This window comes from Kluyvera sp. STS39-E (assembly GCF_040932435.1).
Classification (GTDB): Bacteria; Pseudomonadota; Gammaproteobacteria; order Enterobacterales; family Enterobacteriaceae; genus Kluyvera.
The window spans coordinates 454,768-467,239 of the sequence record NZ_JBFQGA010000005.1 but is presented as its reverse complement, the minus strand read 5'-3'; the positions used below and the strand labels follow the sequence as shown (position 1 = coordinate 467,239).

The 12,472-nt window shown below is 52.2% G+C and carries 9 protein-coding genes; 8 read left to right on the top strand and 1 reads right to left on the bottom strand.

Annotated features, from left to right (window positions below; genetic code table 11):
* Positions 1-5: 5 nt before the first annotated feature.
* Both atpD and AB4K05_RS13875 read left to right on the top strand, forming a co-directional pair.
* Positions 6-1,388, top strand: a complete 1,383-nt coding sequence (gene atpD, locus AB4K05_RS13880) for a F0F1 ATP synthase subunit beta (protein WP_368480534.1) — start codon at positions 6-8, stop codon at positions 1,386-1,388.
* 20 nt (positions 1,389-1,408) lie between these two features.
* Positions 1,409-1,828 (top strand): F0F1 ATP synthase subunit epsilon, encoded by a 420-nt coding sequence (locus AB4K05_RS13875; RefSeq protein WP_052284573.1) that lies wholly within the window; start codon positions 1,409-1,411, stop codon positions 1,826-1,828.
* Positions 1,829-2,334: 506 nt separating this feature from the next.
* Here the strand turns inward: AB4K05_RS13875 and AB4K05_RS13870 are convergent.
* A complete protein-coding gene (locus AB4K05_RS13870) occupies positions 2,335-4,512 on the bottom strand; it encodes a right-handed parallel beta-helix repeat-containing protein (protein WP_368480533.1) in 2,178 nt (725 codons plus the stop codon).
* Between the two features lie 344 nt (positions 4,513-4,856).
* On the opposite strand from AB4K05_RS13870, the gene glmU reads away from it, so the two are divergent.
* The 6 genes from glmU to pstB all read left to right on the top strand — a co-directional run bounded on the left by glmU (position 4,857) and on the right by pstB (position 12,472).
* Entirely contained in the window at positions 4,857-6,227 is a 1,371-nt protein-coding gene (gene glmU, locus AB4K05_RS13865) for a bifunctional UDP-N-acetylglucosamine diphosphorylase/glucosamine-1-phosphate N-acetyltransferase GlmU (protein ID WP_368480532.1), read from the top strand.
* Between the two features lie 198 nt (positions 6,228-6,425).
* Positions 6,426-8,255: a glutamine--fructose-6-phosphate transaminase (isomerizing) gene (gene glmS, locus AB4K05_RS13860; RefSeq protein WP_368480531.1), complete on the top strand. Its 1,830-nt coding sequence runs from the start codon at positions 6,426-6,428 to the stop codon at positions 8,253-8,255.
* Between the two features lie 327 nt (positions 8,256-8,582).
* The gene (pstS, locus tag AB4K05_RS13855; RefSeq protein WP_368480530.1) at positions 8,583-9,623 is read left to right on the top strand and encodes a phosphate ABC transporter substrate-binding protein PstS; all 1,041 of its coding nucleotides are present in this window, start codon (positions 8,583-8,585) and stop codon (positions 9,621-9,623) included.
* A gap of 126 nt (positions 9,624-9,749) precedes the next feature.
* Positions 9,750-10,712, top strand: coding sequence for a phosphate ABC transporter permease PstC (pstC, locus tag AB4K05_RS13850; protein ID WP_368480529.1), 963 nt, complete (start codon positions 9,750-9,752; stop codon positions 10,710-10,712).
* Positions 10,709-11,599 carry a phosphate ABC transporter permease PstA gene (gene pstA / locus AB4K05_RS13845; RefSeq protein WP_368480528.1) on the top strand — a complete coding sequence of 297 codons (891 nt, stop codon included), beginning with the start codon at positions 10,709-10,711 and terminating at the stop codon, positions 11,597-11,599. Before pstC ends, pstA begins: the two co-directional genes overlap by 4 nt.
* A gap of 99 nt (positions 11,600-11,698) precedes the next feature.
* Positions 11,699-12,472, top strand: a complete 774-nt coding sequence (gene pstB, locus AB4K05_RS13840) for a phosphate ABC transporter ATP-binding protein PstB (RefSeq protein WP_035893601.1) — start codon at positions 11,699-11,701, stop codon at positions 12,470-12,472.

Genomic DNA, 12,472 nt, shown 5'->3' with positions numbered 1-12,472 from the left:
TCAAGATGGCTACTGGAAAAATTGTCCAGGTAATCGGCGCCGTAGTTGACGTCGAATTCCCTCAGGATGCCGTACCGCGTGTGTACGAAGCCCTTGAGGTTCAGAATGGTAATGAAGTGCTGGTGCTGGAAGTTCAGCAGCAGCTCGGCGGCGGTATCGTACGTACCATCGCAATGGGTTCTTCCGACGGCCTGCGTCGTGGTCTGGATGTTAAAGACCTCGAGCACCCAATCGAAGTCCCAGTAGGTAAAGCTACACTGGGTCGTATCATGAACGTACTGGGCCAACCGGTAGACATGAAAGGCGACATCGGTGAAGAAGAGCGTTGGGCTATCCACCGCGAAGCACCATCCTACGAAGAGCTGTCAAGCTCTCAGGAACTGCTGGAAACCGGTATCAAAGTTATCGACCTGATGTGTCCGTTTGCGAAGGGCGGTAAAGTTGGTCTGTTCGGTGGTGCGGGTGTAGGTAAAACCGTAAACATGATGGAGCTGATTCGTAACATCGCGATCGAGCACTCCGGTTACTCTGTGTTTGCGGGCGTAGGTGAACGTACTCGTGAGGGTAACGACTTCTACCACGAAATGACCGAATCCAACGTTATCGATAAAGTATCCTTGGTTTATGGCCAGATGAACGAGCCACCGGGAAACCGTCTGCGCGTTGCACTGACCGGTCTGACCATGGCTGAGAAGTTCCGTGACGAAGGTCGTGACGTACTGCTGTTCGTCGATAACATCTATCGTTATACCTTAGCCGGTACAGAAGTATCTGCACTGCTGGGTCGTATGCCTTCAGCGGTAGGTTATCAGCCGACTCTGGCGGAAGAGATGGGCGTTCTGCAGGAACGTATCACCTCCACCAAAACCGGCTCCATCACCTCCGTACAGGCTGTATACGTACCTGCGGATGACTTGACTGACCCATCTCCAGCAACCACCTTTGCGCACTTAGATGCCACCGTGGTACTGAGCCGTCAGATCGCCTCTCTGGGTATCTACCCAGCCGTTGACCCGCTGGATTCCACCAGCCGTCAGCTGGATCCGCTGGTTGTTGGTCAGGAACACTACGACACCGCGCGTGGCGTACAGTCCCTGCTGCAGCGTTATCAGGAACTGAAAGACATCATCGCCATCTTGGGTATGGATGAGCTGTCTGAAGAAGATAAACTGGTGGTAGCACGTGCGCGTAAAATTCAGCGCTTCCTGTCCCAGCCGTTCTTCGTGGCAGAAGTATTCACCGGTTCTCCGGGCAAATACGTCTCCCTGAAAGACACCATCCGTGGCTTTAAAGGCATCATGGACGGCGAATACGATCACCTGCCAGAGCAGGCGTTCTACATGGTCGGTTCCATTGACGAAGCTGTCGAAAAAGCCAAAAAACTTTAACGCCTTAATCGGAGGGTGATATGGCAATGACTTACCACCTGGACGTCGTCAGCGCAGAGCAACAAATGTTCTCTGGTCTGGTCGAGAAAATCCAGGTAACGGGTAGCGAAGGTGAACTGGGTATTTTCCCGGGTCACGCCCCGCTGCTCACCGCCATTAAGCCTGGTATGATTCGCATCGTTAAACAGTTCGGTCATGAAGAGTTTATCTATCTGTCCGGCGGCATTCTCGAAGTGCAGCCAGGCAGCACGACCGTTCTGGCTGACACAGCAATTCGTGGCCAGGATCTCGACGAAGCGCGAGCCCTGGAAGCGAAACGCAAGGCTGAAGAGCACATTAAAAGCTCTCACGGCGACGTGGATTACGCTCAGGCGTCTGCGGAACTGGCCAAAGCGATCGCTAAACTGCGCGTTATCGAGTTGACCAAAAAAGCGATGTAACACCGGCTTGAAAGTCAAAAAGCCAGTCTGGTTGCCAGGCTGGCTTTTTTTATGGTTTGTTTTAATTAAAGTAAAACTGAAAAGGTATTTTAAATATTTTGTGATTTGCATCACAAAACTGTTGATCGATAAAAATGGGAGGAGTAGACTTCGTTTTGTGAGTTAAGTCACAAAAAAACACCACTACTATCGCAGGATAAAAATCATGAAACTGATCAACAAAATCATCGCCCTTTTCAGCTCTATGAACATCTCTTTCGGTACCTTCAACCTGTAAGGTTACCGCGCTGACCGCCCACTTGCCGGTCAGACACAGTTCTGTGATGCGCTGTACCGCTAACGAAAACCACAACACATGCGGTGTAAACAGAACCCAAAATACAAAGGTCGCCTTACGGCGACCTTTGTATTTTGTAGACCGGATAAGGCGTTTATACCGCCATTCGGCAATGTGCTCGCAGCTTGTCTGATGGCGCTGCGCTTATCAGGCCTACGAGTTCCCGAACTCAATCTTTATTTAGGAAGTTGCCCGTCTTAAAGCTGCCGTCCGCGTTGCGCTCCAACGGCTGCGGCAATGCCAGCGACTGGAAATCATCCGCGCGCAGTTCTTTGCCTTCTTTGTTCACGCTCTTGCCGTTCTCGATAAAGTAATTGGTCGCATCCACGTTGCCCACTACCGCATCGTCATATTTCCCCGGTTGGCTGCGCAGTGAAATATTATCGCTGAACACGCCCTGAGTGGTCGCATCACCATAAGGGCTTGGTCGGAAGATGAAGTTGAAGCGTTGGTTATCAACGGCCACGTTGTTTACCACCACCAGCTTGCCCGGGTTAAAGTTGTCGGTAAACCCATCGAGATGGTTGCCCACAGCGATGCTATTGCGGATCTCATGAGCCACCGGCTGGCCTTCGCCGCCGAGCTTGAAGCCGTTGCTGGTATTATTGCGGGCGATAGAGTTTTCAATGACCACCACCCCGTTAGCGCCGTCTTCAATCTTGTTGAACAGGTCAAAACCATCGTCGATATTATCGTGGGAGTAGCAGCCCTCAAGGCGGTTACCTTCCCCTACGCGCATCTTCACAGCAAAACCATCAGCATTGATCTTACCCGGATCCTCATTGCTAAAAGATTCGGAATTGACCACGCGGTTATAGCTTGCCCATAGCGGACGACCGATCTTATCCACAGAGGAGATCTGAATGCCGGTATCATCGTTGCGGTAGGCCACGACGTTTTCAATGAGGTTATGACTACCCTGAATGCGCAGGCTCTTATCGGTTATCTCAATCCCGCGAATAGTCCAGTAGTTGCCATCCAGCAGCATGCCGTGAATAACCGCTTTGCCCTGTGCTTCCAACGTTTTGTTGCCATTTTTCAAGCCGCTTGCGGAAAGCGGGATATCTGTTTTTGGATAGTTACCGGCAGCGAGCATAATTTTGCCCCCCGGCGGCAACAGCTCGATGGCGGTGCTCAGATTCATTGGCGATTCAGCGGTTCCCTTGGCGTCCGCTTTACCATCGACGGCAGCGTACAGGGTGCTGCTAGCGATATTGTTTGCCAAGCTTACCGTCAGATTCTGTTCTACCGGCGCACGGTCTTTACCGCTGGTGGGGGTAAAGCTTATCTGGAAGCTATTGCTCTCTTTGAGCGTCGCCGGTTGGGTGAACATTTCGCCGGCTTTCACCGGTTTATTCTCCCCGATCACCACTTCGTTCTGACGCACAGTGAACTGGCCGTCATAGTTGGCTCGGGCCTGTAAGGTATAGTTTGCGGCTAAACTTTTGCTCCCCGATGCCACCTGCACCACCACCGGCCATGATTTGGCTACGAACGGTTTAGAGGCCACACTTTTTGCCTCTGAAGTCGTCAGTGATGCGTTGCTGACGGTAATTTTGGCATTTCGTGAGGCAAAGAAACCCACGTAGTACTGTTTTTTGTCCTGCACGGAAATGAGGTCGGCATGCGGTACCTGCTGGCTGACCCATTCTTCGCTACCCGCAGGAGCCCAAGCGGTCACAAAGCCCTCGTTGGTGCGTTCAAGCTTAAGACGGAAGGTTGGCGACTGGCGAAGAGAAACCTCTTCCTTATAGCTCACCTTTTTGATTTCAGAGCCGGTGTTGCCCCATGGTTGTACAATCCCATTACGTGAAATCGCCTGCAGTTTAATGCGGTAATCATCTTTTTTATCCTGGGTCATAATGGCATTCATCACCATATTTGACGCTGCAGGAAACTCTTCGTAGCCTTCTTTCAGCGGTTCCTGTCGCGGGATACCGATAGTATCGCGTACCAACAGACCAGCGCCTTCCTGAGCGGCGGGTTTTGCCCCGTTTTCTGGGCCGAACTGGTCTACGGTGACCGTTGCCGAGAGGACAAAATTCTCATTGGTCGGCAGCGTGGTGTAAAAGAAGGTTAGGCCATCATGCGAGTTGGCAATTTTGCCGCCACGGCTTTCAATAGTGATAGGTTTGCTGAGGTCGGCAACCTGTTGTGATGATAGGGTTTTGCCGTCAATCGTCACATTATTCACGCCCACCTTCTCCGCCAGCACGTTGGAGGAGAAGTTGATATCGGTAGACTGCCCGAAAGTTATCGCTTTCCATTGCGCGGGCGTTGCGGCCTGAGCTTGGAGAGAGAGCGCCGCGCTACAAAGGGTAAGAGCCAGAGGTATTTTATTGTTCATATTATCTTCCCGAATGGTTGATTGGTGTAATTATCACCAAATCAAAACACTGTTTCTTTTTTGCTCGTCACAATAATGAGTAAATAAAACATCGTTTTGATTTCATGTGGGCTTTATTCAGGTAGCAAAAAAACAGAATAAGCAGAGAGATAGCGCGCAATCTGGCGCTTGGCCTGAATTCTTACAAGACAAATGTATTTGATATGGACGAAAATAAGGGCAGAAAAACAGTGGCGCAGGGAATGTTGGACGTTTTATCAGCAAGCCATTTCATGCTGAAAAATATGTAGAATTTTCAACGTTAACCCGGTTTACTTCATACTTAATCTACAGACAGGATACCTATGTCTAAGCGTACCATGAGCGTTGTGATCCTTGCCGCTGGCAAAGGCACGCGAATGTATTCCGATCTTCCTAAAGTGCTGCATACCCTAGCGGGTAAACCTATGGTGCAGCATGTCATTGATGCCGCTAATCATCTTGGCGCCGCCCAGGTTCATCTGGTGTACGGCCACGGCGGCGATTTACTAAAGCAGACCTTATCCGACGATAACCTCAACTGGGTGCTGCAAGCGGAACAACTGGGTACCGGTCATGCAATGCAGCAGGCCGCGCCATTCTTCGCCGATGACGAAGACATTCTGATGCTATACGGCGATGTGCCGCTGATCTCTGTTGAAACATTAGAACGCCTGCGTGACTCCAAACCGCAGGGCGGCATTGGCTTGCTGACGGTCGTGCTTGCTGACCCAAGCGGATATGGCCGCATTACGCGTGAAAACGGCAAAGTCACCGGCATCGTGGAGCACAAAGATGCGAGCGACGAGCAGCGTCTTATTGCAGAAATCAATACCGGCATCCTGATAGCTAACGGCGCGGACATGAAGCGCTGGCTGGCGAAACTGGATAACAATAACGCCCAAGGCGAATTCTATATCACCGACATTATCGCGATGGCATACCAAGAAGGGCATGAAATTGCCGCCGTGCATCCGGATCGCTTAAGCGAAGTGGAAGGCGTCAATAACCGCCTGCAGCTCGCGCGCCTTGAGCGCGTCTACCAGTCAGAACAGGCGGAAAAACTGCTGCTGGCGGGCGTGATGCTGCGCGATCCGGCGCGTTTTGATCTGCGTGGCACACTCTCTCATGGGCGTGATGTTGAAATTGATACTAACGTTATCCTTGAAGGGAACGTGGTTCTTGGCCATCGCGTCAAAATCGGCGCAGGTTGTGTGATTAAAAACAGCACCATTGGCGACGATTGCGAAATCAGCCCCTACAGCGTGGTGGAAGATGCTCAGTTGCAGGCCACCTGCACCATTGGGCCGTTTGCGCGTCTGCGTCCTGGCGCTGAACTGCTGGAAGGTGCGCACGTTGGTAACTTCGTCGAAATGAAAAAAGCGCGTCTGGGTAAAGGCTCTAAAGCCGGTCATCTGACCTACCTTGGTGACGCAGAAATTGGCGATAACGTGAATATCGGTGCGGGTACCATCACCTGCAACTACGATGGCGCGAACAAGTTTAAAACCATTATTGGCGACGATGTGTTTGTCGGTTCCGACAGCCAACTGGTGGCCCCGGTCACGATTGGCAAAGGCGTGACTATTGCCGCAGGTACCACGGTCACCCGCGATGTTGCCGATAATGAGCTGGTGCTGAGCCGCGTACCGCAGGTACATAAGCAAGGCTGGCAGCGTCCGGTGAAGAAAAAGTAATTTGTGGTTTTTTGTGTAGGCCTGATAAGGCGTCACCGCCATCAGGCAGACAGGGGTGAGGAGATAACATAATCTCCCGCCCAACATGCAGTACCCATAAAAATAACCCCACTCTCTACAAGGCTCGGGGCGCCCGGTATACGGGCAACAGGTTGACCGACAACGCATGGCATAACGCCAAAATCGGAATAGAAAACTATGTGTGGAATTGTTGGCGCAGTCGCGCAACGTGATGTAGCTGAAATCCTTCTCGAAGGTCTTCGTCGTCTGGAATACCGTGGTTATGATTCCGCGGGTCTTGCCGTGGTGGATGCACAAGGTCATATGACCCGTCTACGTCGCCTAGGTAAAGTGCAGATGCTGTCACAGGCAGCAGAAGATCACCCGCTGCCTGGCGGCACCGGTATTGCTCACACCCGCTGGGCGACCCACGGTGAGCCTTCAGAAAGCAACGCGCATCCGCATGTTTCTGACCATATTGCGGTGGTCCATAACGGTATCATTGAGAACCATGAGCCGCTGCGCGAAATGCTGCAGGCGCGTGGCTACGTCTTTGTTTCCGCCACGGACACCGAAGTGATTGCTCACTTAGTGCACTGGGAACTGGAGCAGGGCGGCACCCTGCGTGAAGCCGTTCTGCGTGCGATACCGCAGCTGCGCGGTGCATACGGTACGGTGATTATGGATTCCCGCGATCCGAGCACCCTGCTGGCAGCGCGTTCCGGTAGCCCGCTGGTTATCGGTTTGGGGATGGGCGAGAACTTTATTGCCTCTGACCAACTGGCGCTGCTGCCTGTCACCCGTCGCTTTATCTTCCTTGAAGAAGGGGATATCGCGGAAATGACTCGCCGTACGGTAGAGATTTTCGATAAATCGGGCGTGATCGTGACGCGTCAGGAGATCGAATCTAACCTGCAATACGATGCTGGCGATAAAGGTATCTATCGCCATTACATGCAAAAAGAGATTTACGAGCAGCCAAACGCGATTAAAAACACATTAACCGGGCGCATTAGCCACGGTCAGGTGGATTTAAGCGAGCTGGGGCCGCAGGCCGATGAGCTGCTGTCGAAAGTCGAACATATTCAGATTATCGCCTGTGGCACTTCCTACAACTCGGGAATGGTGGCGCGCTATTGGTTTGAATCGCTGGCCGGAATGCCGTGTGACGTCGAGATTGCGTCTGAATTCCGCTATCGCAAGTCGGCCGTGCGCCCCAACAGCCTGGTTATCACTCTGTCTCAATCCGGGGAAACCGCTGATACGCTGGCTGGTCTGCGTCTGACCAAAGAACTGGGGTATTTAGGTTCGCTGGCGGTATGTAACGTTGCGGGTTCATCGCTGGTGCGCGAATCTGACCTGGCTATTATGACCAAAGCCGGTGCGGAAATTGGCGTGGCTTCCACCAAAGCCTTTACCACGCAGCTAACGGTGCTGCTGCTGCTGGTGGCGAAGATGGCGCGGTTGAAAGGCGCTGACGAGTCCGTTGAACAAGAAATCGTTCACGCATTACAGGCGCTGCCGAGCCGCATTGAACAGGTGCTGTCTGAAGATAAGCGCATTGAAGCGCTGGCAGAGGATTTCTCCGATAAGCATCACGCGCTGTTCCTTGGGCGTGGCGATCAGTACCCGATCGCGCTGGAAGGCGCGCTTAAGCTCAAAGAGATCTCTTATATTCACGCAGAAGCCTACGCCGCAGGCGAGCTCAAACACGGCCCGTTGGCGTTGATTGACGCGGATATGCCGGTGATTGTGGTGGCGCCGAATAACGAACTGCTAGAAAAACTGAAATCCAATATTGAAGAGGTGCGCGCGCGCGGCGGTGAACTGTACGTGTTTGCTGATAGGGATGCAGCCTTCACCAACAGTGACAACATGCATATCATTGAGATGCCGCATGTCGAAGAGGTGATTGCACCTATCTTCTATACCGTTCCGCTGCAGCTGCTGTCTTATCACGTCGCGCTGATCAAAGGCACCGATGTTGACCAGCCGCGCAACCTGGCGAAATCTGTAACCGTTGAATAATCACGTTTGAGAGCGAATCCGTCCGGTTATGCCTTTGGCATAGCCGGATTTTTTTACCTGCTATACCCTGAAAATAGAATAATTTTGGGCACGTCACTGTCATAAAGTATGGCCATTTCACTGTCATAAAAACAAAATTCTTTTGAAATTTTATTGTAAATTATTTTTTTAATTCATTGTTTTTATTGGTTTTAATATTGATGTATTTTACGGGGTTTTCCTTGTCATTAAACTGTCATAAAGCTTACATATAACTGTCACCTGTTTATCCTATTTTGCTCATCGTAGCCACTAAACAACACTTTACGAATTCTTGCAGGAGACATTATGAAAGTTATGCGTACCACTGTCGCAACTGTTGTCGCCGCGACCTTATCGATGAGCGCTTTCTCTGCATTCGCAGCAGCAAGCCTGACTGGTGCTGGTGCAACCTTCCCTGCGCCGGTGTATGCCAAATGGGCAGATACCTACAATAAAGAAACGGGTAATAAAGTTAACTACCAGGGTATCGGTTCTTCCGGTGGCGTAAAACAAATTACCGCTAATACCGTAGATTTCGGCGCATCCGACGCTCCACTGTCTGATGAAAAACTGACTCAGGAAGGCCTGTTCCAGTTCCCGACCGTCATCGGCGGTGTTGTGCTGGCCGTAAACATCCCTGGCCTGAAATCAGGCGAGCTGGTGCTGGACGGCAAAACGCTGGGTGATATCTACCTCGGCAAAATTAAGAAGTGGGATGATGAAGCCATCACCAAACTGAACCCAGGCGTCAAACTGCCTTCTCAGAACATCGCCGTAGTGCGTCGTGCTGACGGTTCCGGTACTTCCTTCGTCTTCACCAGCTACTTGGCGAAAGTGAATGAAGAGTGGAAATCCAAAATCGGTGCGGGTTCTACTGTGAACTGGCCAACCGGTCTGGGCGGTAAAGGTAACGACGGCATCGCAGCCTTCGTACAGCGTCTGCCAGGCTCTATTGGCTACGTTGAATACGCTTACGCTAAGCAGAATAACCTGGCTTACACCAAGCTGATTTCAGCCGACGGTAAAGCCGTTAGCCCAACCGAAGAAAACTTCGCTAACGCGGCTAAAGGCGCAGACTGGAGCAAATCATTCGCCCAGGACCTGACCAACCAGAAAGGTGAAGGCGCGTGGCCGATTACCTCCACCACCTTTATCCTGGTCCACAAAGACCAGAAGAAACCTGAGCAAGGCGCTGAAGTGCTGAAGTTCTTTGACTGGGCTTACAAAAACGGCGGCAAACAGGCTAACGAACTGGATTATGCTAGCCTGCCGGAAAGCGTAGTTGAGCAGGTTCGTGCTGCATGGAAGACCAACGTCAAAGACAGCAGCGGTAAAGCGCTGTACTAGTCGGAATTTTGACGGAAATGGCGGGTAGTGCTAATGCTAACCCGCCCTACGGTTCCGACTGTAGGCCCGATAAGCGCCAGCCGCTATCGGGCACTTTCGTAAACGTTATTAACTGAAGAGTAATTTATGGCTGCAACCAAGCCTGCTTTTAACCCTCCGGGTAAAAAGGGTGACATGATATTCAGCGCGCTAGTCAGACTGGCTGCGCTGATTGTGCTATTGATGCTGGGCGGGATTATCGTCTCTCTGGTTATCTCCTCTTGGCCCAGCATGGAGAAGTTCGGCTTCGCCTTCCTGTGGACCAAAGAGTGGGATGCTCCCAACGACATCTACGGCGCGCTGGTACCTATTTACGGTACGATTGTCACCTCCGTCATCGCTTTGTTGATCGCCGTTCCGGTGAGTTTCGGCATTGCACTCTTCCTGACCGAATTAGCACCCAACTGGCTCAAACGTCCGTTAGGTATCGCGATCGAGCTGCTGGCGGCTATTCCCAGCATCGTTTACGGCATGTGGGGCCTGTTTATCTTTGCTCCGCTGTTCGCGACCTACTTCCAAGAACCGGTTGGCAATATTCTTTCTAACGTCCCGTTTGTCGGTGCCCTGTTCTCTGGCCCGGCGTTTGGTATCGGTATTTTGGCGGCCGGGGTTATCCTCGCCATCATGATTATTCCGTATATCTCCGCCGTTATGCGTGATGTCTTTGAACAAACTCCGGTGATGATGAAAGAGTCGGCCTACGGCATCGGCTGCACCACCTGGGAAGTTATCTGGCGTATCGTCCTGCCGTTTACCAAAAATGGGGTTATCGGTGGCGTGATGCTTGGTCTTGGCCGTGCGCTAGGTGAAACCATGGCGGTGACCTTTATCATCGGTAACACCTACCAGCTCGACAGCGCTTCGCTGTATATGCCGGGCAACAGCATCACCTCCGCGCTGGCAAACGAATTTGCTGAAGCGGAATCTGGGCTGCATGTCTCCGCCTTGATGGAGCTGGGTCTGATTCTGTTTGCGATTACCTTTATCGTGCTGGCGGCATCGAAGTTCATGATTATGCGTCTGGCGAAGAATGAAGGGGCACGCTCATGACCACACTGGAAATGCAAAACACCGCAGAGCTTGCCGAGTCTCGTCGCAAAATGCAGGCGCGTCGCCGCATGAAAAACCGCATCGCGCTGACGCTCTCGATGGCGACGATGATCTTCGGGCTGTTCTGGCTGGTGTGGATCTTAATGGCCACCATCACCCGCGGCATCGATGGTATGTCGCTGGCGCTGTTCACCGAAATGACGCCGCCGCCGAACACGGCGGGCGGTGGCTTGGCAAACGCCTTGGCGGGCAGCGGCCTGTTGATCCTGTGGTCGACGGTCATTGGTACTCCGCTGGGCATTATGGCGGGCATCTATCTTGCTGAGTACGGGCGCAAATCCTGGCTGGCTGAAGTTATCCGCTTTATTAACGATATTCTGCTTTCCGCACCGTCTATCGTTGTGGGGCTGTTTGTCTACACCATCGTGGTCGCGCAGATGCAGCACTTCTCCGGCTGGGCGGGCGTGATAGCGCTGGCGCTGCTGCAGGTGCCTATTGTTATTCGTACCACCGAGAACATGTTGAAACTGGTGCCAGATAGCCTGCGTGAAGCGGCCTATGCGCTAGGAACACCAAAGTGGCGGATGATTTCGGCCATCACGCTAAAAGCGTCAATTTCCGGGATCATGACCGGTATCCTGCTGGCAATTGCGCGCATCGCGGGTGAAACCGCACCGCTGCTGTTTACCGCGCTATCCAACCAGTTCTGGAGCACCGACATGATGCAGCCTATTGCTAACCTGCCGGTCACCATCTTTAAGTTTGCGATGAGCCCGTTTGCAGAGTGGCAGCAGTTGGCTTGGGCCGGTGTGCTGATTATCACGCTGTGTGTACTGCTGCTGAATATTCTGGCGCGCGTTGTTTTCGCGAAGAAGAGACACGGTTAAGACAAAGTGCCGGATGGCGGCGTAAACGCCTTATCCGGCCTATGGTTGAACATATTTAACGGCGTGGCACATGCGGCGCTGGATGAGGAAGAGATTGAGATGAGTATGGTGAACACAACTCCGGGTAAGATTTCAGTACGTGACCTGAACTTCTACTACGGCAAATTCCATGCCCTGAAGAACATTAACCTGGATATCGCCAAAAACCAGGTCACCGCGTTTATCGGCCCATCAGGTTGCGGTAAATCAACGCTTCTGCGTACCTTCAACAAGATGTTTGAACTGTACCCGGAGCAGCGTGCGGAAGGTGAAATTCTGCTGGATGGCGACAATATTCTCACCAATACCCAAGATATCGCGCTGCTGCGTGCCAAAGTGGGGATGGTGTTCCAGAAGCCGACGCCATTCCCAATGTCTATTTATGACAATATCGCCTTTGGCGTGCGCCTGTTTGAAAAGCTGTCCCGCACCGATATGGATGAGCGCGTTCAGTGGGCGTTGACCAAAGCCGCATTATGGAATGAAACCAAGGATAAGCTGCATCAGAGCGGGTATTCTCTCTCCGGTGGCCAGCAACAGCGTCTGTGCATTGCGCGCGGCATTGCTATCCGACCGGAAGTTCTGCTGCTGGATGAGCCGTGCTCAGCCCTTGACCCGATCTCCACCGGTCGTATCGAAGAGCTGATTACCGAGCTGAAAGAGGATTACACCGTGGTTATCGTGACCCACAACATGCAGCAGGCAGCGCGTTGTTCCGACCACACGGCATTTATGTACCTGGGCGAGTTGATTGAGTTTAGCAACACGGATGACCTGTTCACCAAGCCCGCGAAGAAACAAACTGAAGACTATATTACTGGCCGCTACGGTTGA

Bases quoted from the DNA above. Each gene is read 5' to 3' on its own strand.
- atpD (WP_368480534.1), top strand. From the start codon at position 6: ATGGCTACTGGAAAAATTGTCCAGGTAATCGGCGCCGTAGTTGACGTC.
- AB4K05_RS13875 (WP_052284573.1), top strand. From the start codon at position 1,409: ATGGCAATGACTTACCACCTGGACGTCGTCAGCGCAGAGCAACAAATG.
- AB4K05_RS13870 (WP_368480533.1), bottom strand. From the start codon at position 4,512: ATGAACAATAAAATACCTCTGGCTCTTACCCTTTGTAGCGCGGCGCTC.
- glmU (WP_368480532.1), top strand. From the start codon at position 4,857: ATGTCTAAGCGTACCATGAGCGTTGTGATCCTTGCCGCTGGCAAAGGC.
- glmS (WP_368480531.1), top strand. From the start codon at position 6,426: ATGTGTGGAATTGTTGGCGCAGTCGCGCAACGTGATGTAGCTGAAATC.
- pstS (WP_368480530.1), top strand. From the start codon at position 8,583: ATGAAAGTTATGCGTACCACTGTCGCAACTGTTGTCGCCGCGACCTTA.
- pstC (WP_368480529.1), top strand. From the start codon at position 9,750: ATGGCTGCAACCAAGCCTGCTTTTAACCCTCCGGGTAAAAAGGGTGAC.
- pstA (WP_368480528.1), top strand. From the start codon at position 10,709: ATGACCACACTGGAAATGCAAAACACCGCAGAGCTTGCCGAGTCTCGT.
- pstB (WP_035893601.1), top strand. From the start codon at position 11,699: ATGAGTATGGTGAACACAACTCCGGGTAAGATTTCAGTACGTGACCTG.